The organism is Okeania sp. SIO3I5 (assembly GCF_010672085.1).
Taxonomy (GTDB): Bacteria; Cyanobacteriota; Cyanobacteriia; order Cyanobacteriales; family Microcoleaceae; genus Trichodesmium.
This window is the reverse complement of sequence record NZ_JAAHHT010000007.1, coordinates 56,194-80,308: the sequence shown is the minus strand read 5'-3', so window position 1 is coordinate 80,308 and position 24,115 is coordinate 56,194. Positions and strand designations below refer to the sequence as shown.

Annotated in this window: 25 protein-coding genes and 1 pseudogene; 13 read left to right on the top strand and 13 right to left on the bottom strand. The window is 34.3% G+C overall.

The window, feature by feature from the left end; translation table 11 throughout:
- Window positions 1–48: 48 nt before the first annotated feature.
- Window positions 49–681: a 2OG-Fe(II) oxygenase family protein gene (locus F6K40_RS02885; protein ID WP_293131100.1), complete on the bottom strand. Its 633-nt coding sequence runs from the start codon at window positions 679–681 to the stop codon at window positions 49–51.
- Window positions 682–888: 207 nt separating this feature from the next.
- On the bottom strand, window positions 889–1,485 hold the full coding sequence (locus F6K40_RS02880) for a sulfite oxidase-like oxidoreductase (RefSeq protein WP_293131097.1): 597 nt from the start codon (window positions 1,483–1,485) through the stop codon (window positions 889–891).
- A 263-nt stretch (window positions 1,486–1,748) separates the two neighbouring features.
- Here F6K40_RS02880 and F6K40_RS02875 point away from each other — a divergent pair, with 263 nt between their 5' ends.
- Window positions 1,749–1,970, top strand: coding sequence for a hypothetical protein (locus F6K40_RS02875; protein WP_293131094.1), 222 nt, complete (start codon window positions 1,749–1,751; stop codon window positions 1,968–1,970).
- A gap of 158 nt (window positions 1,971–2,128) precedes the next feature.
- On the opposite strand, the gene F6K40_RS02870 is transcribed toward F6K40_RS02875, so the two are convergent.
- Both F6K40_RS02870 and F6K40_RS02865 read right to left on the bottom strand, forming a co-directional pair.
- Window positions 2,129–3,544 carry an LCP family protein gene (locus F6K40_RS02870; RefSeq protein WP_293131090.1) on the bottom strand — a complete coding sequence of 472 codons (1,416 nt, stop codon included), beginning with the start codon at window positions 3,542–3,544 and terminating at the stop codon, window positions 2,129–2,131.
- A gap of 97 nt (window positions 3,545–3,641) precedes the next feature.
- Window positions 3,642–4,013, bottom strand: coding sequence for a hypothetical protein (locus tag F6K40_RS02865; protein WP_293131087.1), 372 nt, complete (start codon window positions 4,011–4,013; stop codon window positions 3,642–3,644).
- Between the two features lie 1,281 nt (window positions 4,014–5,294).
- Between F6K40_RS02865 and rpe the strand changes: the two genes are divergently transcribed.
- On the top strand, window positions 5,295–6,023 hold the full coding sequence (rpe, locus tag F6K40_RS02860; RefSeq protein ID WP_293131084.1) for a ribulose-phosphate 3-epimerase: 729 nt from the start codon (window positions 5,295–5,297) through the stop codon (window positions 6,021–6,023).
- Window positions 6,024–6,230: 207 nt separating this feature from the next.
- Here the strand turns inward: rpe and F6K40_RS02855 are convergent, their stop codons facing one another.
- The 3 genes from F6K40_RS02855 to F6K40_RS02845 all read right to left on the bottom strand — a co-directional run bounded on the left by F6K40_RS02855 (window position 6,231) and on the right by F6K40_RS02845 (window position 7,916).
- A complete protein-coding gene (locus tag F6K40_RS02855; protein ID WP_293131081.1) occupies window positions 6,231–6,980 on the bottom strand; it encodes a DsbA family protein in 750 nt (249 codons plus the stop codon).
- Between the two features lie 217 nt (window positions 6,981–7,197).
- On the bottom strand, window positions 7,198–7,662 hold the full coding sequence (locus tag F6K40_RS02850; RefSeq protein WP_293131078.1) for a hypothetical protein: 465 nt from the start codon (window positions 7,660–7,662) through the stop codon (window positions 7,198–7,200).
- Window positions 7,663–7,697: 35 nt separating this feature from the next.
- Entirely contained in the window at window positions 7,698–7,916 is a 219-nt protein-coding gene (locus F6K40_RS02845) for a hypothetical protein (protein WP_293131075.1), read from the bottom strand.
- A 246-nt stretch (window positions 7,917–8,162) separates the two neighbouring features.
- On the opposite strand from F6K40_RS02845, the gene F6K40_RS02840 reads away from it, so the two are divergent.
- A complete protein-coding gene (locus F6K40_RS02840; RefSeq protein WP_293131241.1) occupies window positions 8,163–8,945 on the top strand; it encodes an HAD family hydrolase in 783 nt (260 codons plus the stop codon).
- A 1,298-nt stretch (window positions 8,946–10,243) separates the two neighbouring features.
- Window positions 10,244–11,458 carry a DNA double-strand break repair nuclease NurA gene (locus F6K40_RS02835; RefSeq protein WP_293131072.1) on the top strand — a complete coding sequence of 405 codons (1,215 nt, stop codon included), beginning with the start codon at window positions 10,244–10,246 and terminating at the stop codon, window positions 11,456–11,458.
- Between the two features lie 270 nt (window positions 11,459–11,728).
- Here the strand turns inward: F6K40_RS02835 and F6K40_RS02830 are convergent, their stop codons facing one another.
- Both F6K40_RS02830 and F6K40_RS02825 read right to left on the bottom strand, forming a co-directional pair.
- Window positions 11,729–12,079, bottom strand: coding sequence for a CU044_2847 family protein (locus F6K40_RS02830; RefSeq protein WP_293131069.1), 351 nt, complete (start codon window positions 12,077–12,079; stop codon window positions 11,729–11,731).
- Between the two features lie 117 nt (window positions 12,080–12,196).
- Window positions 12,197–14,776, bottom strand: a complete 2,580-nt coding sequence (locus tag F6K40_RS02825) for a serine protease (protein ID WP_293131066.1) — start codon at window positions 14,774–14,776, stop codon at window positions 12,197–12,199.
- A gap of 357 nt (window positions 14,777–15,133) precedes the next feature.
- Between F6K40_RS02825 and F6K40_RS40590 the strand changes: the two genes are divergently transcribed.
- Window positions 15,134–15,469 (top strand): HEAT repeat domain-containing protein, encoded by a 336-nt coding sequence (locus F6K40_RS40590; RefSeq protein WP_365669941.1) that lies wholly within the window; start codon window positions 15,134–15,136, stop codon window positions 15,467–15,469.
- A gap of 116 nt (window positions 15,470–15,585) precedes the next feature.
- Here F6K40_RS40590 and F6K40_RS02815 read toward each other — a convergent pair whose 3' ends face one another.
- Window positions 15,586–15,927 carry a hypothetical protein gene (locus F6K40_RS02815; protein WP_293131060.1) on the bottom strand — a complete coding sequence of 114 codons (342 nt, stop codon included), beginning with the start codon at window positions 15,925–15,927 and terminating at the stop codon, window positions 15,586–15,588.
- 1,263 nt (window positions 15,928–17,190) lie between these two features.
- Between F6K40_RS02815 and sat the strand changes: the two genes are divergently transcribed.
- From sat to F6K40_RS02790, 5 genes and pseudogenes are all read left to right on the top strand, one after another.
- Window positions 17,191–18,369: a sulfate adenylyltransferase gene (sat, locus tag F6K40_RS02810; RefSeq protein ID WP_293131057.1), complete on the top strand. Its 1,179-nt coding sequence runs from the start codon at window positions 17,191–17,193 to the stop codon at window positions 18,367–18,369.
- 381 nt (window positions 18,370–18,750) lie between these two features.
- Window positions 18,751–19,101: a type II toxin-antitoxin system PemK/MazF family toxin gene (locus F6K40_RS02805; protein WP_293131054.1), complete on the top strand. Its 351-nt coding sequence runs from the start codon at window positions 18,751–18,753 to the stop codon at window positions 19,099–19,101.
- Window positions 19,102–19,173: 72 nt separating this feature from the next.
- A complete protein-coding gene (locus F6K40_RS02800) occupies window positions 19,174–19,515 on the top strand; it encodes a XisI protein (protein WP_293131051.1) in 342 nt (113 codons plus the stop codon).
- A gap of 22 nt (window positions 19,516–19,537) precedes the next feature.
- Window positions 19,538–19,954 (top strand): annotated as a pseudogene (locus F6K40_RS02795) (XisH family protein).
- A complete protein-coding gene (locus F6K40_RS02790; protein ID WP_293131048.1) occupies window positions 19,942–20,283 on the top strand; it encodes a XisI protein in 342 nt (113 codons plus the stop codon). The pseudogene F6K40_RS02795 and the gene F6K40_RS02790 overlap by 13 nt, the downstream one beginning before the upstream one ends.
- A gap of 360 nt (window positions 20,284–20,643) precedes the next feature.
- Here F6K40_RS02790 and F6K40_RS02785 read toward each other — a convergent pair whose 3' ends face one another.
- Together F6K40_RS02785 and F6K40_RS02780 are read right to left on the bottom strand one after the other, a co-directional pair.
- Window positions 20,644–21,081: a type II toxin-antitoxin system VapC family toxin gene (locus F6K40_RS02785; protein WP_293131045.1), complete on the bottom strand. Its 438-nt coding sequence runs from the start codon at window positions 21,079–21,081 to the stop codon at window positions 20,644–20,646.
- On the bottom strand, window positions 21,075–21,332 hold the full coding sequence (locus F6K40_RS02780; protein ID WP_293131042.1) for an AbrB/MazE/SpoVT family DNA-binding domain-containing protein: 258 nt from the start codon (window positions 21,330–21,332) through the stop codon (window positions 21,075–21,077). The genes F6K40_RS02785 and F6K40_RS02780 overlap by 7 nt, the downstream gene beginning before the upstream one ends.
- Window positions 21,333–21,461: 129 nt before the next feature.
- On the opposite strand from F6K40_RS02780, the gene vapB reads away from it, so the two are divergent.
- The 3 genes from vapB to F6K40_RS02765 all read left to right on the top strand — a co-directional run bounded on the left by vapB (window position 21,462) and on the right by F6K40_RS02765 (window position 23,076).
- Entirely contained in the window at window positions 21,462–21,698 is a 237-nt protein-coding gene (gene vapB / locus F6K40_RS02775; protein WP_293131039.1) for a type II toxin-antitoxin system VapB family antitoxin, read from the top strand.
- A gap of 388 nt (window positions 21,699–22,086) precedes the next feature.
- Window positions 22,087–22,635 carry a ribonuclease HI gene (rnhA, locus tag F6K40_RS02770; protein ID WP_293131036.1) on the top strand — a complete coding sequence of 183 codons (549 nt, stop codon included), beginning with the start codon at window positions 22,087–22,089 and terminating at the stop codon, window positions 22,633–22,635.
- Window positions 22,636–22,878: 243 nt separating this feature from the next.
- The gene (locus F6K40_RS02765) at window positions 22,879–23,076 is read left to right on the top strand and encodes a hypothetical protein (RefSeq protein ID WP_293131033.1); all 198 of its coding nucleotides are present in this window, start codon (window positions 22,879–22,881) and stop codon (window positions 23,074–23,076) included.
- A gap of 12 nt (window positions 23,077–23,088) precedes the next feature.
- Here F6K40_RS02765 and F6K40_RS02760 read toward each other — a convergent pair whose 3' ends face one another.
- Window positions 23,089–23,502: a hypothetical protein gene (locus F6K40_RS02760; RefSeq protein ID WP_293131030.1), complete on the bottom strand. Its 414-nt coding sequence runs from the start codon at window positions 23,500–23,502 to the stop codon at window positions 23,089–23,091.
- Between the last annotated feature and the right edge of the window lie 613 nt (window positions 23,503–24,115).

Below are 24,115 nucleotides of genomic sequence, written 5' to 3'. Positions count from 1 at the left end.
TCTTCAACCCTACTACCTATTCTCTATTCCCTAATTAAATTTGGGAAATTATCTGAACTGAGGACCTGTTACCCAACCAATAAGTGCCCATCTTTTTCCTTTAATAATTGGTGTTACTTCATGCAAAATAAAAGAAGGAAACATAATCATTGTTCCTCTACTTCTAGGTAATATTTTGGGATTTTCTTGTACATATAAACTTAGTTCTGCACCCTCATAACTATTAGGATCAGATAATTCCACAGAAAAAGAAATTTTCCGAAAAGAGAAAGGATATTCATTGTCTATATGTAGATCGCAATTATCTTGAATCTGATCAGAACTATTTGTGCTGTCATAACAAATTAGTTGTATAAATTCTAAAATTCCGACAATATCATAATTCCACCAAGAGTTATTTGCATATACAACATTATTAATTAATCGTTGCCAAACCCAATTTGTTTCTTGAGTTTGAGATATTTTCCAAGCACTAACTTGACGATAGCTGGGGTTAGTAGCTGGAACTATATAATTTTGACCTGTTGCTAAATTTTGTGAAAGTGAAATAATCCAGTCACATTCTTGTGCTGTCAAAGCTCCCCAATTTTCACCGGGTTGACAAAAATGGCTTTGCTCACTAGCATCGTAACAAGTGAATGCAGCTTGATTATATTTTTTCTCGGGATACATCCAAAACATTTTTACAGTTACAAACCCCTAACTTATGCAAATAATTAATTCAGGACTTACGCAAATTTTTAGACAGTACGCTATCCGTAGAGGGCGAATGCCATTCGCCCCTACTACATAAGGCGGTTCTGCGTAAGTCCTGTAATTGATCTTCTTTTTCAAAATCCCTATCTCCCCATCTCCCCATCTCCCCATTTCCCCATCTCCCCATCTCCGTTAAATAGATCCATAACGTTCTTCTGCCCAAGGTTCACCACGTTTGTGATAACCATTACGTTCCCAAAAACCTAATTCTTCATTGTCTAGAAATTCTAGCCCATTAATCCACTTTGCACTTTTCCAAGCATAGAGATGAGGAACTACTAAGCGCATAGGACCACCATGTTCGGGAGGTAATGGTTCACCAAATAGAGTGTGAGCAAAGAAATTTTCTTCTCTCAGGAAGTCAGACACAGAAATATTAGTAGTGTAACCTCCATAGCAATGTTCCATAATATGAACAGCTTTCAGCTCGACCTCCAAATGACTCATAAAATCTGTAACTTTTACTCCTGTCCACTGAACATCAAGTTTTGACCAATGAGTAACACAATGAAAATCTGCTGTGAAGTTATTTTGTGGCATTGCCATTAAGTCTGACCAATGAAAAGTGACAGGTTTAGCTAAACCCCATACTTTTAATTCCCATTTGTCTTTACTAATATTGGGAGTGTCGCCATAAGTCAATACAGGGAAACCTCCAGCCATATATTGACCAGGAGGAAAGCGATCGCTTAGTTCTGGTTCTGGTTTGCGGAAAAATTTACCTAACATGGTTAACAGCTTTTAGTAACTTACTTTGAATTACTTGAATTAACTATTTTAGTTTCTTTTAATACTAAGATACTATAATTTTGTCTGGAATTGCTTAGTTCACTGATGAATAAATTTTTAATTGTTTCTTCTTTTAGTTAATAATTTCAACTTTCATTTTTGTTGCTGACTCGAATTAGTCAATCCTCTTCTTTTCAAGAATAGGTAATTATTAATTATTAATTGTTGAACTATGTCACGAATTCATAAACGCCATAAATAAGATGAACATTACCTATATCATTCCCTTAAGTCTTTTTTTTCTAGCTATTTTTGTCAGTTTCAATACTGATGTCAAAACCTTGGATGGCATTCCTAGAATATTGGCACCGTGCATAGCGATCGTTGGATTAATTTGGTTTTTTAATATGGTTCCTTGGTTATTTCAGGTTGGGTGTGTACTACTGTTACTTGCTTTCAAGAAAACTTACTTACCAAATAACTAAAGTCTTTGGAAATCAAAAATTTTAATTGTCTGCTAATTTTTCAAAATATTTTCAGAAAATAGTGTTAGGGTAGAGACATTCCACTGGAATGTCCAACTTTTATGCCCTAACTACAAAATCTACACCATGTGGATATAAAAATAAATAAATGGCAATTTTTACCAATCTTGTGAATTTTGAGATTCATCCTTAATTAGTAACCAATCTGTTCCTAACTGTATAGTTACATCTGACCTTAAATATCCTGTACTTTCCACAAAAATTTCTCCAAAACCAAGAGACTTTTGAACTGCCTGTGCAGCTTCAATATCTCCTTTCTGAGCAATAATTCGAGTTACTTCTAAAGGTTGACTCCAGGGTTTAGTAACTTTAACATTCCAATAACCAGAATTATTGAGAGACCTAACTAATTCATCTACAGTTTCCCAATTATCAGTGCTATCTTGAATTGCTACTCTAATATAGTTAGAATCTAAATCTTCTACTTCCCAACGATTATAACCAAAGTCAAAGTGTTTAGCTATCATATTATCTAGGGTTGTTAGATCGGGCAACCAATAACTAGCTTTATATTTTTCAGGATTACTAAACTCACCAGGCACCATCAACATTTGTACATTAGATCGCTCAATCTTAGTAGCAAAATTCATTAAAGCGACTAATTCCTCTACACTCAAATTTGTATCAATGTGAGACTGAATTACTGACAGAATTTTTGGCAGTCGGGATAGAGTTTTCACATTAACTGACTGTTCCATAAAAGCTCGCATTAGAAGTTGCTGCCGTTGGACTCGCCCAATATCCCCTAAATTATCATAGCGAAATCTCATAAATTGTAGAGCTTGGTCACCATTAAGATGTTGTTCGCCCTCTTTCAGATTAATATACAGATGTTGACTATCATCTTGATATTTCATGTCTTGAGGTACATGAACTTTGACACCCCCAAGAGCATCTATCAATTTTTCTACCCCTTGTACATTTACCCGAATGTAACGATCTATTCCTACTCCTCCCAAAAGTTCACTAACAGCTTTTGCACTTTTGGCAGGCCCACCATAATAATTGGCAGCATTAATCTTAGTTAACCCTCGCTCTTCTACATAAGTTCTAGTATCTCTAGGAATAGAAAGTAAAGTTAACTTCTGATCTTTAGGGTCAAACCTTACTAGAAGCATCGTATCAGATAATCCTTTAAAAGAATTAACCAAAGCATGATATCCTAAGTCTTCATCTTGGGGATATTCTTCTAAGTCTGATGTTAATACCTTAATTCCCAATAACAATATATTGACAGGCCGAGTTAACTCTGGCAATCTCATATTGCTTTTGGCCAAGTCTTGTTGAGAAAATACTGCTTCTTCTTCTGGAGATAATTTCTGCTGCATTAGTGGAGTGCTAGAAAGAGATACTGCTAATAGAGCGCCTGCTGTAGCAGATATCATTGCCACTCCAGCTAAACCTAAACCTAAACCAAACCAACGTCCTGGACTAAATTGGGAAGGTTGTTTCTGCTGGTTTTCTGTTGTTGAATCTTTACTAGCGGTTGAATTTAAAAATTTATTAGCGGGCACTGGTTTCCTCACACACTAAATATTAAAATAACGTTTTTTGTTAGAGAAACTTTGCTGAAAATTTTAATTTTCAACAGTTTAATTGGATCTTCAACAATCATAAATGTTTACCTACCACTTTTTCTGCTATCTGGCTAATTCCTGGTAACCATAAGGGTTGTCTTTTCCAGACCCGAACCATTAGTCCGAAAGTAATTATAAAGTAGCTAGTGGTTAGTAGACTATTTATTAATAACAAGGTGACAGTTCCAGATTCCCCTATTTCAGATCCTAATTGCAATAAAATATTTCCTAATAACCAAATCAAGGTTAGAGTCACAATTAATCTGCTTACTGCTCTATCTTGTGGACTAGCTTTTTGACGAAACAAAATCCACATTGCGGGAAAGAAACCTAATATTGGAGTTACTAATAAAAATAGTTCTTGACGGTTGATATGAGGATTTTCAAGTTGCTCGGTATTTTTCATTTTTAGTTATTTTGGTTATTAGTAAAAGTGTCAGGATTCAGCTATTAGCATTCAGCTCTCAGCTTTTTAATAAATGAAGCAAGTATTAGCTTAATTTTTACCACATTTTTAACCTATAATAAATTGAAGCACAAGAACGACTAGCTGACTGCTGAATGCTTAGGTAAAAGTCAAGTTTTGGGCAGTATTGACATAAGTAAAATTTGTGAGCTTATGCTTAAGCTAATGTACATTTATCTTGGGAATAGTAAAGATAACGGGAAAATAGAAAAGGGAAATACTAAGAAAATAATTTTTCTCCAACTAATAAAATTTGAATTTTTATATAGCATTTCCCAGAAAAAGTGAGGTACAGTTATTTTTCTTCTTTTCTACTCTCTGTTTACCGAATAATTAATAATTAAATAATTAAATAATTCAGCTTTGTTAGCCTCCCCTTGGATAGGGAAAAAAGCGGTTGGCAAGGGTCTCAGTCCGTTAGGATGGGATGGATCTGTGACCGGCGCCATATCCAATAAACCAAGAGAAATAAATTTTTTCCTTTTAGTCAATCCTCTGCCTTTTAAGGAGAGGTAATTATCCATTATCCATTAATGAATCAATTACTACTCCCTAAAAAAAACAAATTTTGTACCTCATAATTAAGATGGGAATTGCTATATATAAAATGTAAGCATTCAGCTCTTAGCTAGCCTCTTTTCCTTTCCTGCGGAATGCTGCCTCTTCCAGAGGAGCTGCGCTAACGCAAACGGAATGCTCCGCAAACAGAGGAGTTTCCCTAACAGCTTCATTACTTTTAAAAGAGGAAAAAGCCGTTGATATTTTCAAAGAATTAAAAGTATTGATTAAAGTCTATCAGCTAACCTTAATAGTCTAGTATATATAGCTAAATTGTTTATTGAAAAGCTGATATCTGACTGCTAATAGCTGAATTCTTACTATAAAATAAATATAGCGTTTCCCAGAAAAAGTGAGGTACACCTATCTTTTCTTTATTTCTATTCTATATCCCTATTCCCTGTTCTTTTTTCCCTAAAACAAATTTTGTACCTTACCAGTATGGGAATTGCTATATATCCTCAATAGTTATTGATAATTTTCCTCAAACTTTCAATTACAATCACAGTCTATTAGAGACTAAATAATGGTTGGATCAAATTCCTCCTTAATCAAACTTAAAAATTAAACAAGGACTTCTTCATCTATAATATTATGAAAAAATAATTAAATTAGTGTTAAAATTTCAAGTAACCCATAATAAGTAGGAGAGCATTTACTCTAATGACAAACGGAAATAAGAAATCTATTGTTATTGCCCCATCTATATTATCCGCAGATTTTAGCCGTCTAGGAGATGAAGTCCGAGCTGTAGATCAAGCTGGTGCTGACTGGATTCATGTTGACGTAATGGATGGCCGTTTTGTACCTAACATTACTATTGGTCCATTAATTGTTAAAGCACTACGCCCTGTGACTCAAAAACCTCTTGATGTCCACTTAATGATTGTGGAACCAGAGAAGTATGTTGAAGATTTTGCCAAAGCAGGTGCTGATATTATATCTGTTCATGCAGAACATAATGCTTCACCTCATTTGCACCGAACTCTAGGCCAAATTAAGGAGTTGGGTAAGCAAGCGGGTGTTGTTCTTAATCCTTCTACACCTCTAGAATTAATTGAATATGTTCTAGATTTGTGTGACTTAGTATTGATTATGAGTGTTAACCCTGGTTTTGGAGGCCAGAGTTTTATTCCTGGAGTAGTACCTAAAATTCGTCAGCTCCGTCAAATGTGTGATGAGCGGGGACTCAATCCTTGGATTGAAGTTGATGGTGGCCTGAAAACTAATAATACTTGGCAGGTATTAGAAGCTGGTGCTAATGCTATTGTTGCGGGTTCTGCTGTATTTAAAGCTGATGATTATGCAGAAGCAATTAATGGTATTCGTAATAGTAAGCGTCCTGCTCCTGCTACTGCTACTGCTCCTGAACCTCAATTAGCGACTGTCTAATAACAAAAAACACTGTTTAATAAAAAATTATTTTAATTAAAAATGGGTTGTACAATCCATTTTTAATTTTTTTGAGCAATTAAGGAATAAGAAAAAAGGTAGGGGTTTGGATACAAAACCCAAGCAAGAATGGGATTTGAAAATAAACCCCTAGAACTTTTTTTTCAGAGTTCTACAAATCATTTATTAGTGTTATATAACCTTAATTTATTGACTAACTTTAGCTAAAGTATCCTCCATCTGAGATACTTTTACTGCACCAGAAAAAGTTTCTCCATTCATTATAAAAAATGGCGTACCAGAAACACCAATTTTTTGAGCTAATTTAACATCTGTTTCGATTGAAGTAGTTGCTGCTTCAGATTGGCGATCGCTATTAAATTTATCTATATCTAAATCCAAATTATTAGCAATCTCTAAATAGAATTCTTCTCCTAATTTATCTTGTTGTTCAAATAAAGCATCGTGATATTCCCAAAACTTTCCTTGTTGTTGAGCTGCCCAAGCTGCTTTTGCTGCCGGAATTGCTTGGGGATGAATTCTTGCTAAAGGTAGATGTTTAAATACTAATGTCACCCTATCTTGATGCTTATCCATAAATTCTTTGAGATTTTCCTTTGCTTTGGCACAAAAGGGGCATTGAAAATCAGAGAACTCAAACAATACAATTTTTTGAGCAGTAGAACCAAGAGTTGGAGACTCACCAATTTGCTCTTGAGGATTATTTTTAAACTGTTGTAATGTTTCCTGTAGACTAGCTTGTTGTTCTTGCTGTTGTTGTTGTTGATAAGCTTGTACTGATTCAATAATTGCTTCTGGATTATCGCGAAGAATCTGTAATACTTGTTGTTCTAATTCTGGGTTTGTTGGATTATTTGTTAATTGAGCGGAAGAATTACAACCACTTATAGTAAGACAAGCAGCAATAGCTATAGATAGTAAGAATAATATTCTCATAATTAGAAAAATCTATTTTGTAAGTTAGTGTAATGCGAATTTTTTTTCCCCGTTGGCGTTTTCGGGGGGATCGATGGTTGTAAAATCCCAACGTAAAACTTGTCTATAGCTTTATCTAGAACAAATAGATTGTTTGCCAAAATAGTCTGAATTTTGACAAACCAACTAAATTAATAATCTTTAGATACGCTTTCTAAATTATATTAATAGTTAAATTCTAATCTAAAAAACCCATCAAACCTTCACTATCAATCTGATTAGAAGCAACTGGACGATTCATCAATGTTTGACTAACTTCTAGATGATTAGTACCAATTGGACGAACTCCAGAGGCAGTCATTGTACCATGAACTTCTAATCCACTAACTACTACTGGACGAATTCCAGAAGCAGACATTGTGTGGTTAACTTGAAGGCCAGTTGAAATTATCGGACGATTGGAAATTGTGCGAGTATATTTAAGATTAGTTGTACCAATAGGACGATTTCCTGGTAAGGCTAATTTTCCAGAGTCTTGAGTTCCTTGCGCTTGTTTTTCTTGTACTGGTTTGGTCTCTACTTGTAAAGTGGTGCGTTGTTGAGACCCTTGTTCCAATTTTGTTGGTTGACTACTTTGAGTGTTGGTTTTACTGCTAGTATCAGTAGTTTTATTAGTTTCTGTCATAGTTCCATTAGTGCTCATAATTTTACATCTCCATCATTATCATTAAGTTTGGTTTATCCACATATAATCAGAACCACTACTTTTGACTTTTTGGCCTTTTGACAAGAATAATTCTTAAATTTTAATAAACCTGTAATTATTTTAACCATACTTAAAGCAAAAAGGATACTTTTGTTAAAAAATGCGACGTTGCATAAATGCGCTGTGGAATGGGCATCTTGCCCGTTATTCATATTTGTGGAAGTGGAACGGGCATCCTGCCCGTTATTCATATTTTCGGACAGGCAGGAACAGGCAGGATACCTGTCCCCCCCACTGAAATATTCATCCCGAAATTTCAGAAACGCCAAAAATGCAATATCTAAATACCAAGCGTGATAGATGTTTTGTTACATAAGATAGGGACTTGTATGCAACGAACATCTCTACGGAAGTAAAGAAGAAGGAGTAAATTTTGAGAAAAAGGGGAAAATAATAAAGATAGCTGTGTGAACTGATAACTGATAACTGAAATGACTATGCCAACAAAAACTCCTACTCTTATAGCTCTTGACTTTGATGGCGTTTTATGCAATGGGTTGATTGAATATTTTCAAACGGCCTGGCGTACCTACTGTCAAATTTGGCAACCATCGGATGAAATACCTAATAATGATTTAGCAGAAAAATTTTATCGGTTACGTCCTGTTATTGAAATTGGTTGGGAAATGCCTGTTTTAATTCGAGCTTTAATATTAGGTATTGAGGAAGAAAAAATTTTGGATGAGTGGCAAACGATCGCTGAAAAAATTGTTACTGAAGAAAATCAAAATAGAGCAGAAATAGGTAGTTGTTTAGATCGTAGTAGGGATGAATGGATAGCAAAAGATTTGGAGGGGTGGTTGTCTTTACATGAATTTTATCCAGGGGTAATAGAAAAGCTAAAAAAGTTGATGGTATCTGAAGTTAAACCAGTTATTGTGACAACTAAAGAGGGAAGGTTTGTTCGTTCTCTGTTGCAAAAGCAAGGTGTTAATTTACCTGAAGCAGATATTATTGGTAAAGAGTCTAAACGTCCGAAATATGAAACTCTGAGAATTTTACTGGCAGAATTAGGTAAAGATGCAATTATTTGGTTTGTTGAAGATAGATTGAAAACTTTATTATCGGTACAAAAACAACCAGATTTAAAAGAAGTAGAATTATTTTTGGCAGACTGGGGTTACAATACTCAGAAAGAACGAGATTCTGTAGCTCAACATCCACCTATTCATTTATTATCTTCTGCTCAGTTTTGTCAGGATTTTTCTGCATGGAAATAAATGAATTTATAATTCTGAATTCAGAATTTTAGAAGTTGTTTTTGTAGGGATAATTTTCAGGAACACTCCCAAAAAAAATTCTCCTTAAAAGGTAGGGTTTTAAAGAATTGATAATTCAGAATTAAGAACTTATACCATTTCGACCTGATGTTGCGCTTAATAAAAGATAACAGTTATTAGTAAAGTTAAAGTCTGGGTAAGAATTATTAAGTGCATTGTTACAGAGAAATGGTATTAGAATTGAGAAGTGTTTTTTCAAGAGAAAATTTTGAATAATACTCCAAAAATATTTAGGGTTTGGTGATGAAATCTCAAAGCATTTACAGATCAAGGTACTTGCCTTTTTTTGGTCGAAAAAAGTACCTATTTTTTGCTCTCGTGATCTGCAAAAACCGAGGATGGGTTATATCATGTTCGGTTGAATACTTATAAATAATTATCAAGGAGTCAGGAGTCAGGAGTCAGGAGTCAGAATTTCTGGAGAAAGGAGTCAGGAGTCAAAATTTCTGGAGAAAGGAGTCAGGAGAAAAGTAGAAGTATAATATCTTTTCCCTACTCTCAGCAGCTCAAATTTTATTTATAACTGATGATCCGAACATGATATTAGTAGACAACAGCAGCAAAATTGAGGAAGAATTGTTCTGACTAAATCCTCCGTAATCCACCATTTCTCCTGACTACTAACTACTGACTACTAGAAAGAGCAAAAACACTTTTGAGCGCCAACCCTATTTAGAATTCTGAATTTAGAATTCTGAATTTAGAATTCTGAAGTTGTTTTTGTAGGGGGAATTTTGAGGAACACTCCAAAAACACTTCTCCTTAAAAATTAAGGTTTTAAAGAATTGAGAATTGAGAAGTTGTTTTTCAAGGTGGAATTTTGAGAAACACTACAAAAAACATTTATCCTTAAAAATTAAGGTTTTAAAGAATTGAGAATTGAGAAGTTGTTTTTCAAGGTGGAATTTTGAGAAACACTCCAACAACATTCAGAACTTAGAATTGAGAAGTGGTTCTTCAAGGAGAAATTTTGAGAAACACTCCAAAAACATTTCTCCCTAAAAGGTAGTGTTTTCAAGAATTGATAATTCCGAATTTAGCAATGAGGAAGGTACCTTAAAAATTAGGAAAAAACTTGAAATTGGGAAATAGTATTATTCTACTAAGTTACAACAATTTTCATCAAGATAGAATACAAAATTAATAGCTACAATCTTTAGTAGGGAAGTTAAATGGAACCTCCCTACTTTCATCAAACAACAACAACTTAATTCTCTAAAAAATAGGAAACTAAAATTATGCTAGACCTAACAAAACTAGCGCAACAAATGCAAGGAATGAGTCAACATCTGACAAAAGAGGCGCTCGCTGCTCAAAATAGATTAGAAATAGCTCAACAATTATTAGAAGAAGCAAAAAATGAACAGGAAGAATTATTAGAATTAGAAGAAACTTGGAGCGATCGCCTACTTTTTAATCCTGCTATTCCGATAGAATCTTTAGATACTTATCCTCTCATTAATCTGCCTCCAAAAAATCATACAGTCTTCGCTACGGACGGTTCTCAAATAGCACCAAGTCACCATGAAATTGCTTATTGTTATTTGCTAAATATTGGGCGAGTAATGCTGCATTATGGGGAAAGTATTTATCCGCTTTTAGATAGTATCCCAGAAATTTTCTATGAAGCAGATGACCTTTATATTTCTCGACAATGGGGAATTAAAACTGAAGAATGGATGGGTTATCGACGGACTATTTCTGAAGCTTTGGTTTTGGCAGAATTAGGTTGTGAATGGGTGAAAAATAATTCTCATAATTTAGGTTCCCCAATATTAGCAATGGTTGATGGTTCTCTGATTTATTGGTTCTTAGAATCTTTGCCTTCTGAACCACGGAATAGAATTTTAAATCCGATTTTAGATGCTTGGAATAAATTAAAATTAGCAGGTATTCCTGTGATAGGTTATTTGAGTGCTTCTCGCAGTAATGAAAGTTTATCTTTTTTACGTTTAAAGGGTTGTGTTTATGATGAACCTGATTGTGTAAGTAATTGTCCGAATGTTGGGCTAGGAGGGTTTGGTTTTACCGAAAAAGCACCTTGTCAGTCATTTGAACCGTTGCGAGATGTAATATTTTGGGGTTCAATATTACGACCTGGGCAAAGAAGTCCTTTATGGCAATCTTCCGCTAGAATTTTGGATTTATATGGGGATAATACTATCTATTTTTGTTATGTGAATGTTGGTACTGAAGTTGCCAGAATTGATATGCCGGAATGGGTGGCTGAAGATGAAGAAATGTTGGAGTTAGTGTTAGGAATGATGTTGGCTCAAGTGCAAAAAGGTTATGGTTATCCGGTGGCATTAGCTGAAGCTCATAATCAGGCGGTGGTTAGGGGAGGCGATCGCTTAAGTTTCTTTGCTTTGTTGGAGCAGGAAATGATTAAAGCTGGTTTGAAAAATGTGGGAACTTCTTATAAAGAGACTCGGAAGCGGGGTAGTATTGCTTGATTTGAGAATTCTGTGGTGAAATAATAAACTTGCATAATTAATAATAAGGAATTTCCCCAATTTTTGCCAACAACATAGAATGGATTCATTTATGACTGGATAAATATTCCTGATGGTACAGAAACTGCTGTTGCTAAATATCGTCAATTTAGCTTAGTAGAATATAACAACAATCTGATGATTGAAGCTTTACCACCGATTTTATCTACACCAGAATTTATTGATTATTGATAAGGGCTAAAACTTTCTCTAGCATTAGCCCAATAAAGACTATTTCTTAGAATTATTATTTGGGTCTTCCTTCCAGGTGAGTTTGACCACATAATTACACTCAACACCAACTGCTGTTAAAATTGCCCCTGCCTTTGCACTGAGTTTTAATCCGAATTCTACAGCAATCTCACTTGGAGGATTGCTTAGGTTTGATAATTTTCTTATTATAGCTTCTGCTACTGGTTTAACATTGTCTACGGCTTCAGAAAGTGTTTTTTGGGATTTAGCGACAGCATCAGCAGTTCTACCTACAGGAGCTAATCCACCGGGCATTGGTTCAACTACTTCAACCAGGATTGTATGTTCATCGTCAATTTTGTACTCTATAAGTCTATTTTGATTACTCATTGTATTTATACCTATGTTTGTAAGTCAATGTGTTTGTAAGTTAATGGAATTACAATTAGAAACAATATTCATCTTATCATTCCCGCACTTTCTTGATGCACTAGCGTTTTTTCACCCCTAACTTACTGAAAGGATGGTGTTTAAAGCTTTTTTTGCGTTACTTATAAATTTAGTAATAGAATTAAATTCTGAAATTTTCTTTTCTAGATCACTTATTTCTCGTAGTTTGTTAGATGTAAGTGATCCTATAGTATTAGGAGGTTTTTTCATAGTTTCAAAAGCAGTACTCATATTAGCTGGACTACCAGAAATAAGAGCAAGACCAAAGTTTAATGCTAACTCTCCAAATACTAACCATCCCTCCTTCCTCTCAAGGTCTTCCAGTTCTTTATTTAGGCGCTCTTTTTCCGCAATGACTGAGTTAAGCTCTGTTTTCAAGGAATCCTCAGATGAAATAATTTCCTGAAGTTTAGGAACTGCTTGCATTATACATAGTTCGCCTGAAAGCCATGCAGCGATAGATTTTTTACCTAAATCGGCTTTTTTGTTGTCAAGAATTTGGAGAATTTGGTTGTGAGATTCAGAACCAATTTTTTTGAAAGCTAGCAAAAGCGCTTTTTCAAAAGAAGGAGAACATGGTTTTTCTAACAGCTTTAACAAATTTTCTACAAGAAAACTACAATGTTTGAGCCTTGAATCCAAAAGTAGTATCGATTCTGTGGCAATAAAAGGATTACGTGTAACTATTACTTTTACAATATTAAGTAAATCCTCTTCTTCTTCAGGTAATAAATAATAAAAATAACTAACAGATTTCATCCATGAATCTTGTACATAAACATTATCTTTATCTGGTAGCATAGGTATTTTTGTTGGATTATCAACCATATGGTATGCAGCAAAATAATCCATAAAAAACTCGTCTGAAAATTTGTAACTATCTCCTTCGCACTTAAGTAAATCAGCTTTTACACAAGCTTTAATAACTATATTGAAAGTAGAAACTTCATTACGCTTGAAAAACTGTTTAAAAAATCCAATGGTCTCTTTTAACATTTGATTGTAGGAAACAGTAAATCTCTGATCTGAGACCAGCAAAAAGGCTAGATGTCCCATAATCGTTTTCATTGCTGAAAAATCAGGTAAATTAGGCTGTTGAAGCCTTTCTCTCTTCCATACAATTTTTGCAAAATCATCTAAAATCAGCGCTTCGGTACTAGGAATATTACCACCACTATCATATATTTGAACTAGACGTTCTACAAAGTAAGGTCTGCTCAAAACACAACTTAGTTGTTCTGTGCTGCGGATTAAACTTAAAAAATCTTCCAGATTTACTTGGTTTTCGTTATACTTATTTATATAGTTAATAAGTTTAGTTGCAATAAGAATCCACGAATTTTTCTCAAGCTTGCCAATTGATGCTGTAGGTAAACCCAAATCCAACTCATTACTATATGAAGAGTTTCTACAGGCAAAAATTGCATACCTGGGACTAGATTGACCTTGAAGCCAATTCTTAATAGCATCTCGCTTTTGTAACTTATCTGAACCCATCTCATTCAAACCATCTAAGAATACAATAGCTTTGCCAGTAGCTAGCATTTCTTCAAGGTCTGCTTTTAAAGTCCAATTCTTTTTTAGAAGATTCTTCAAGCCAATGGAATAACCGCTAGTTGAATTGTCTTCATTTGGTTTTATCCATTTATCAGATAGATCAACAAAAATCGGTATAAGCCCATTACCAGTATTTAATCGCTTTTGTGATAATTTAATTACAGTATGCTGTAACGAAGTAGTTTTTCCAGCTCCTAAGTCTCCTAAAATCACAAACCTCGAATGAATTGAAATAACTTCTTCTATTTCTTTTTTTTCTTCTGTAGTTGCGTAACCATCATTAGTGCGTTTATTTGATACTGAGCTATCAAATTCACTAGACCATTTTATGCCTTTATCAACAAAAGGTTCAGGTTTGACTGTATTGTAAGTTACTGTAATAGTGAGTGGAACATATGCAACTATCCCTGAAAAGTTTTGCATATTGTTCACTAGCTGTGAAAGATACTGAACTTCTGTTGTAGCAGCTAGTTTCACAACTTCAGGCCAACATTGCTGTATAACAGATGCCGAAATCATAGTAGCACCGTGAGATTCTGGGAGAATATCTGCTTTATTTATTATCCCAATCCATCCATTAAGATTGTCATCCCATACAGGCGTACCACTAAAACCTTTCTTTATAAAATACGCACTACTTGAGTTGCATTCTACTTGGATTAAGTCATCTGTGTGTTTGCCACGAATTTCACCATAAGACCAAACTCCATTATCATAATAATTTGGAAAACCAAATACTTTAAATTGATGTCCAGACAGTAAATTATTGTTTAGGAACTCATTAGAAGTACTTTTAATGTCTTGCTTGGCTAAAATCTCAAGTCCTGCAAAATCTATATTATCTTGAGGTTGTATTTTAACAACTTTAGCCTTCAGAGTTACTGGCTCTCCTGAACTGTAAATAATAACATTTAATGTGCTGCCAATAATGCTATCGTCATCAAATGATTTGTCAATAACTGATGTGATTACATGAGCGCAAGTTACTATATGTTTACTGTCTACAAGTAAGCCTGCTCCCTCTGGGACACCATCATCGTGACAAATACATACAATGGACTTTATAAGTTCGTTTTCCACAGAAGCCTCCTTAAAACTATAACTGATAGGACTTACGCAATAACTTTTAAAACAGATATTTTTAATATTTTTATCTATTTTACCTATCTATAGTATTTCTTTTTTACTCCAACTGTTTAAACCCACATTCCGCACAAGAAACCAATGGCCCTGGTTATCGGTATCAGATTGATGCGACATTTGCTGATGTTTATTTAGTATCTAAATATCAACGTAACTGGATAATTGGCAGACCAGTCATTTACGTCGTCATAGATGTATTTAGTCAGATAATAACAGGAGTTTATGTAGGATTGAACGTCCATCATGCTTAGGTGCAATGATGGCTTTAAGTAAGGCAGTCACAGATAAAGTCTCATTTCGTCAACAACAATTCCAGCATTAGTTCCACTTTTAGAAGACTCTGAATCTAATGTTCGTTGGAGAACAGCAAATGCTTTAGGTAAAATTGGCTCGCCAAAAGCAGTTCCAAGATTAATCTCACTCTTAGAAGACTCTGACTCTGGTGTGCGTATGACTACAGTAAATGCTCTAGGTAAAATTGGCTCACCAAATATAATTGTTGAATTAACCGAAAAACTAAGAAGCGATCGCTTTGTCAAACAAAGTCTATCTGAAACTACCAACATTATTCAAACTATCCAACAACGCATTAAATACTACAAAATCACTCCCAAAAATACCCTTGTTTAAAAAACTTTATATCAGTTTTATACATCAGTTGCTTCTGGAGCTAAAGTTTCTTTCTTAGTCGTAGGTTGGGTTGAGGAACGAAACCCAACAAATTAACTGCAAAAGTCTCCAATGACTTAATTGTTCAGTAATGATTCAAAAGATTGCCGTAAAGATTTAATATCTCCTACCCTTGCCACTAAAAGGTTACCTTCTCCAGCATCTTTCAAGCGAGAATTCCAATACTGAATACTATCAGCATTATTCATCCAAAAATTAATCACCGTTTCTACAACTCTATCTACTCTCCAACTACGATGAGCAGAAACAGTTTCTACAGATTTTAGAAATACATCTAGGGAACACTTACGGTTTCCTAGATATTCTACATTTAAGTTATTTTCTACTTGTAATTTTTGTTGCTGATTAAAAAAATGTAGGACTGGAGAAATACCTAAAAGTTCAAAAGTGTATCGCATCTATCCTTTTCCTCCTCATAATTTGTCAAATTATATATAGCAATCTCTTTGAGTTGCGATCTATTGTATCCTTTAAATAAATAGGCACAAGTCAAGTTATCATAACTAATTTAGGATTACTATAAGTGGTGTTAAAATTAGCAGTCTTTTAAGGTGAGTGCTAATTTATCCAACTCTATAAACCAGATGCAAAACTTTTATTTATTGCCTGATATATCGTCAAAGTTTAATGACTTACCTTTAGCACTCATCATTGACGATTGCTAATAGTTTGCACGATAGAATTTTGCGGTTTAAGAGTTTATTGATGATTTAGATCATACTAATTTAGTCAAGCAGTTTTTGTCAAATTATTTACATTAAAGACAGTATATTTTTTACATAACTTTACATTTGATGATTTTGACTCTTTTTGAGAAATGGTATTAAGGAGTCATAATCTCGGTTGTGTAAAAAATATTTTGGAATTAAGAAATAAGAAACAGTAGTAAGAGTTTGACACTAAATTATCTGTATTTGTTTTTTTTAGAAATCCAGCACTGGTTGCTATAGTTTTATTTACTGTAGTGAAAGTTAGTTGTTGTAGTTATCAGATAAATCTGTATATATTTGATTTCCTACTGCTTTTTTTGAGGAAAAAGCGATCGCAGCTTAAATATAAATCCTATACCAGCAGATTGTGATTTAATAAATACAGGACTTACGCAAAGGCACTATATATAGAGTATTGGTGCGTTAGCGGTAGCATAACGCACCCTACCAATAGCGTTCATGCGTAAGTCCTAAAAAATATATAGCGCTACGCATTAAGATTAGGACATTTATAAATCCTGTTTGCGGAGTATTTCCCTATAAGAAAAACCCTTTGAAACTCTACTATTCCCTATTCCCTAGCGCTATATAGCGTTTCCCAAGCTTTCGGAGGTACAGTTGTTTTTCTTCTTTATCTATTCCTACGGAATGAGAATTACTACTGCCTATTCCCTGTCCCCTGTTCCCAGATCCGCTGTTCCCTGTTCCCTAAAACCAAAGAATTTTGTACCTCACGCTTTTTGGGAATTGCTATATAGATAAATTTGATTAAGTCCGGTGACATGATTACCACAAAAGAAATTAGGAAAAAGAAAGCATCTTTTAGAATTACCTTTACCTTAATCTAGTAATCTAGTAAATCAAGATATATGTACCTCAAAGATGTAGGATTAAAGATTAGAAAATTTAATCTTTCTCAACCATAGTAGTCAATAATAGAGAGGAATCACTTTGACTAAGCATCCAAATGGTATACCAGCACACGGTGGCCACCTGATTAATCGGATTGCCACACCAGCAGAACGACAAGAATTCATGGAAAAAGCTGAAAGCTTACCAAAGATACAATTAGACAAGCGAGCTCTTTCAGACTTAGAAATGATAGCTATAGGAGGTTTTAGTCCTCTCAATGGTTTTATGGAAGCAGATGACTATGAAAGTGTAGTTACAGATATGCGCCTGAAAAATGGACTACCTTGGAGTATACCTGTAACATTATCAGTCTCAGAAGAAGTAGCAGATTCAATTAAAGAAGGAAGTTGGGTGCGCCTAGATTCTCCAGAAGGAGAATTTGCAGGAGTTTTAGAATTAACTCAAAAGTTCCGCTACAATAAAGCCCATGAAGCAACCAATGTTTATCGTACAGACGAAATTCAACATCCAGGAGTGAAAGTCGTGTATGATGCTGGCCCAATAAACTTAGCAGGTCCAGTCTGGTTATTAAAACGTCATCCTCACCCATTATTTCCCAAATATCAAATAGATCCAGCCGAGTCTAGAAAACTATTCCTGGACAAAGGTTGGAATACAGTAGTTGGTTTCCAAACCCGTAACCCCATCCACCGTGCCCACGAATATATTCAAAAATGTGCTTTAGAAACAGTAGATGGTTTATTTCTACATCCTTTGGTGGGTGCTACCAAATCAGATGACATTCCTGCTGATGTCAGGATGCGTTGCTACGAGATTATGTTAGAAAAATACTTTCCTCAAGACCGGGTAATGATGGCCATTAATCCCTCGGCCATGCGTTATGCTGGCCCACGGGAGGCAATTTTTCATGCTTTGGTGCGGAAAAACTATGGTTGTACCCACTTTATTGTTGGTCGAGATCATGCTGGGGTAGGGGATTATTATGGAACTTATGATGCTCAATATATCTTCGATGAGTTTGAACCTGGAGAGTTAGACATCGTTCCAATGAAGTTTGAACACGCTTTCTACTGTACTCGGACTAAAGGTATGGCCACAAGCAAAACAAGTCCAAGTACAAAAGAAGAACGAATTCATTTATCAGGGACAAAAGTACGAGAAATGTTACGTCGGGGTGAGTTACCACCACCAGAATTTTCAAGACCAGAGGTAGCGGCAGAGTTGGCTGATGCAATGAAAGTATCTCAGGCAAATTAACAGAAATTTTTCTGGTATGGCCCTCAAGTGTGAGAGATAATTATAAAATCGAGGCGGGTTATATAAAGCTATATATTAGTCAAAGATAAGCTTTCTACTCGCCTCTAAGAGTTAAGTGCAAACTCTGATTTTGGCAGTTAAGCCAGTTGACATACTCCCGACGTTGCCCTTACGGGACAAAGCGGGATTCTTCAGTCTGGGAAACCCTGACCGCTGTTTAGACAGAGGTGATGTCCTCCCCCTGTGTTGACATTGATAATAACAAAATTCTCCTAGCTTGTCAAGGGCCTATGAATGTTTAGCTTATGNTGACGAAATATATCAAGAAGATGCTGAATTACAAGAATTAACAGTGACTGCTTGAGCAGGTTTTCGAGAAAGATGAAACTAAAACGAGGTATGATTATTGTGCTTAATCTTGACCCGACTCTAGGTTCAGAAACAGGAAAGATTAGACCTTGTATTATTGTTACGAATAATACTTATAATGAGCGTGTACCTGTTATTCAAGTTGTCCCTGTTACAAACTGGAGTCAAAAAAAGGCAAGGATTAAAACTAATGTAGTAATTGAACCATCTTCAGTTAACTGTTTAAGTAAAAAATCAATAGCAGATTGTTTGCAAACTAGACCAATTGATTACTCTTTTCGCTTAGTAAGTATTAGAGGTGAACTAGAAACAGAATTAGTCCTAAAAATTGATCTGGCTTTAAAAATTGTCTTTGCTTTATAGAGTACATTGTTTTAGCTTTAAATATTAACTTTTACTATTAGCAATCGACATTAAAAAAGAGGAAATTATTAAATGGTTCAGTTAATTAATTATCAAAATATCATCAAACAAATCCTAACTGATTATCAAACAATATCAGCGCAGGTTCCAGATCCTGATATAGATGAGGTATTAATGTTTGATGACCAAAGAAGTCAATATCTTTGGTTTAATATTGGCTGGAAAAATGATAGACGAATTAAAGCAATTTCTGTTTATATTCGGATTAAAAATGAGAAAATTTATATTGAAGAAGATTGGACGGAGTCAGGAATTGCTAATGAATTATTACGGGAAAATGTACCGAAAGAGGATATTGTTTTAGCTTTCCACGATCCTGAAACTCGTAAGTTAACTGAGTTTGCTGTTGTTTAAATTATAGGGTTTTATTGAAATAATGCCAGCAAGAGATGTTTACCACTATGCAGTTAAAAATGCTTTAATTAAAGACGGTTGGATAATTTTAGCCGATCCTTATAAAATCAAATATAAAGATGCTGAATTATTTGCCGATTTAGCAGTATAAAAACCTATTGCTGCTGAAAAAAAAGGAAGGAAAATTGTTGTCGAAATTAAAAGCTTTTTAAGTCCTTCTCCAATGAGAGATTTTGAAACAGCTTTAGGGCAATATATTTTGTATCGAAATTTAATCAATCTTATTGAAGCAGAACATCAAATTTATTTAGCAATTAAAGACAGTGTTTACGAAAATTTTTTTCAACGGGATTCAATTCAAGATATTTCTAAAATTAATCAATTACTTTTGATTATTGTTGATATGGAGCAGGAGGAAATTTTACAATGGATAAATTAGAAAAATATCGTAATTCTATTAAAAAGATATTAACCGAATATCACGAATGGGTTTCAGGTTCAGCAAATTTAGATCGAGAAAGTTGTCTTGTTTTTGATGAGATACACGATCAATATTTTTGGCTGTTTATGGGTTGGGAAGGCAAGAAAAAAATCAGAAATATTCAAGTTCATATTCGGATTAAAAATGAGAAGATTTATATTGAGGAAGATTGGACAGAGTCAGGAATTGCTAATGAGTTATTACGTGAAAATGTACCGAAAAAAGATATTGTTTTAGCTTTCCACGATCCTGAAACTCGTAAGTTAACTGAATTTGCTGTTGTTTAAATTATAGGATTACATTTAAGATAGACGGTACGTTATACCAATTCACTTTAAGGATGTCACAAATAGTTTCAAACTTTAAATGTCAAATAATTGCCTGAAACTGTAGGGAAGTGTCAAAGTTTTTAGCCTATCAAATCTGGCATTCTGAATTCAGAATTTAGAATTCAGAACTCAGTGAAACGGTATTGCATTTAACTAACATACTCTACAAAAGTAATGCGATATTATGGGATGCCTTAACGAAGTCAGAAGTTAGAAGTCAGAAGTCAGAAGTTGTTTTTGTAACGGGGATTTACGCCCCGCTCCAAAAACATTTCGCCGATCCAGGCGGGACTTTAAACCCAATTATTTTGGTAAATTTTATGTCGGTACTTCTACTAATTTTGCTATTTCTTCTCCAAGACGTATAAAATGCTTAGGATTTAAAGTAAGTAACCGATCTACTTCTACTTTAAAAACAACTTGAGCAATTAAACCATCATAAATCCCACCTCCTGTTAAATTCAAAGTTACCATTTTATTAATAACATTTTGATAATCTTCAGTAGAGAGAGAAATTACTTCAAATTCTACTAAATTTTCTCTGATTAATTGTTGTGCAAGTTGTGAGGAAACAGCAGGTTTTATAGGAAGACGAGTTAAAACGGAATAGAGTTCTGCCAAAGTATGAGTGCAAATTATTCCTTGAATATTTCCAGATTTAACTTTTTTTAATTGTGAAAGACAAGCTGAATGTTTAGGATGATTAGTCCATAATGCAGAAACTAAAACACTTGTATCAAATAAAGCTTTTACCACGATGTTAATTCATTAATTCTTTCTGTTCTAAGTTCATCAATGATTATTTCTGTATTACCTATCGGTTCAGCTGTAAAGACTAATATTCCATCTTCATAGTAGGTTTCTAATTCTGGTTTTAAGGGTTGAATAATAAGTTGGCCATTTTCAACTTTTAAGAATAACTTAGTTTGATTGTCAATTCCTAATTGTTGGCGTATTTTTTCAGGGATTTCGATACGACCAAATTGATCGACGGTGAGTTGTTCCATATTATAATTACCTGCTATAATTTGGGTTATGCTTTTTACTGCATCATATCGTTATTCGGCGATTAAGTCAAATTATTATACCACTTTGAAATTAGATGTTCATCCCTCGATCTGGTTAAAATAAAATTTATGAATACTGAGCTAGCTTTGTGGAAAGTTGTTATTAATCTACCTGAATCTCTGAAGACTGAATTATTGCATTATGCAGAATATTTACAAGAAAAATATCCAAATAATCAACAATCTCAGGACAAAATAGAAACTGTTCGGGGTTATGATAGTTGGGCAGGTCAAATTATTATTTCAGATGATTTTGATGAACCATTAGAAGATTTGGCGGAATATATTTCAATAATTAATAATTAACAATTAATAATTAATAATTACCTCTTCTGTAATAGAAGGATTTGTTAAAAAGGAAATTTTTTTCTTCTTACAGCGCTTTTCAGATTGATGAACCACGTCGTCACAGCCAGAACCTTGTAGGGACGTTCCATGGAACGTCCCTACTGTGGTTTACCCAAATGAAAACTGCTGTAAGGGGAGATTGGATATGGTTAGATAACCCAAGTCAGGGAATAGGGAATAAGGAATGAAATTGTTGATTTCATATCTTGAAGTTGATTTAATTAAAATTTTTGTAAGAGGTATAATATAAATAATCTTGCCTTGGCAAATTTGGTATAAAAGCTCTCAAATTAATATTTCAAGCTTATGCCTTCTGATAACTGATAACTAATAACTAATAACTGAAATGACTACAATCAAAGAAATTAAAGCAGCAATTCAATCTCTTTCTCTTGATGATTTTACTTCTTTAAAAAAATGGATTATGGAATCAGATTGGGAAGACTGGAATCAAGAAATTGAAGCTGATTTCAATTTAGAAAAAAAAGTTCAAATTTATACTGATGGAGCTTGCATTAAAAATCCTGGCCCTGGTGGTTATGGAATTATTCTGAGTGTTAATGAAGATCGAAAAGAACTTTCGGGTGGTTATAGTTATACAACTAATAATAGGATGGAATTAATGGCAGCTATTAAAGGTTTAGAAGCTTTAAAGTTTCCCTGTGAAGTTGAGTTGTATTCTGATAGTCAATACTTAGTTAATACCATGACAAAAAATTGGAAACGGAAAGCCAATATAGACCTTTGGGAGGAACTTGATGAACTTTGTAGCCAACATCAAGTAAAGTTTTTATGGGTAAAAGGTCACTCAGGACATCCAGAAAATGAACGTTGTGATTTTTTAGCAAGAAAAGCAGCAAAACAGCCTAATTTACCATCCGACTCTGGTTATTAAAATCTTTTCTCTAAGCTAGACTAGAATAGGCATCTCCATAAATCAAAAATAAAATTAATTATCCTACAGAAATAATCAATTATTTTCCCCTATTTCCTATTCCCTCTTTTCTGAAATAGTTTTGTAAAAGCTAAGTGTTAATTACTAAGAAAGAATTGGTTATTGACAATTACTGGTGATGAACCTAAGACTAGGAAATGTTTTTCTAACTTTTCCCTGTTCCCTGCTATTTTTGCTAGAAACATGAATGATAAACCGACGGACTATGCTGCTATTATCCGAGCTGGAAATCAATTACCATCTCCTCCAGAATGGTTAAAAAATGGTGCGAAAATTTATTCTCCTGAACATGGAATAGGTCAAATTACAGCAGTATTGGGAAAACGTTTAATTGTAGATTTTTTAGAATGCCATAAACCAGTACATAGCTGTACTGCGTAAGTCATCAAGTGGTTAATTCCTCAATGAATTGCTGTAGTGAAGTTGTTTAATCCATTTATCTAATTGTTCGGTATTTGCCAAACCCAGACAAATTTTCATATTAACTCCTGGTTGGTAGCAAGCATCAACAATTGACTTTTTTTTGAACTTCAAAAAGGTTTCTAATTCATCTAGACAACTTTGTTGAAGCACTGAAGTTTTATCTGAGTCACAAACTCCATATAAATGACTTTTTCTGTCTTCAGTTGGTTTTTCTGCCCATGCTTGATCAAAAGCTTGATTAAGTTCAGTTAAAGAATTTTCAGTTGTTTCTGTACTAACAAAAGCGAAGGCGGGCGTAGCTGTAACCGATAAGATAATAATGGTTAGCAGTGTAATCAGCCATTTGCGGTATTTTCCTGTTGATAATTTTTTTAAAAGTTTCATTGATTGTTGTTGGTTATTGTTGTGTTTTTTTCTGGGAAGTAAGGTACTGGACAGTACAAAGTTCTCAGTAGAAAAAAACATTCCCCGCTAAAAAGTTAGGGAATGGTAAATACTGAATGATTCGGTAGTCCTGTAGATGTAGTGATATTTCTAACTAAACCCCTTTCACTCTCAGGAGTCTAACTGCAAAAATCACTACTTGTACACCACTACCGAAGAAGGAATGGCATTCACTCCCATTAATATAATGATTATGAATGCCAATAGATTTGAATGATCGTTCTTGTTGATAGCTATTGGCCTTTCTAATAGACACCGAATATACAGAAACCGTAATTCTTGATCATCGTTATTGCCTATGAAACAGCACTTCTACAACCGTAAATTATGCGCAAACTCCAACACATGAGCCGAAAATGCATAGCCCGTAGCATTGTTTACCGCCAGGACAGCAAGATGCCAAAATACCAGTTGCTTTGATAGCGCTTGCAGTAACTTGACGATTTATGGGTTGAGATTGAATGGGAAGATTCATCTTTGTTTATCCTTATTTGAGAATTGATTGTTTGTTTTTAGGTGTCACGAATGTGAGGTGCGATCGGGAAAAGCCCTC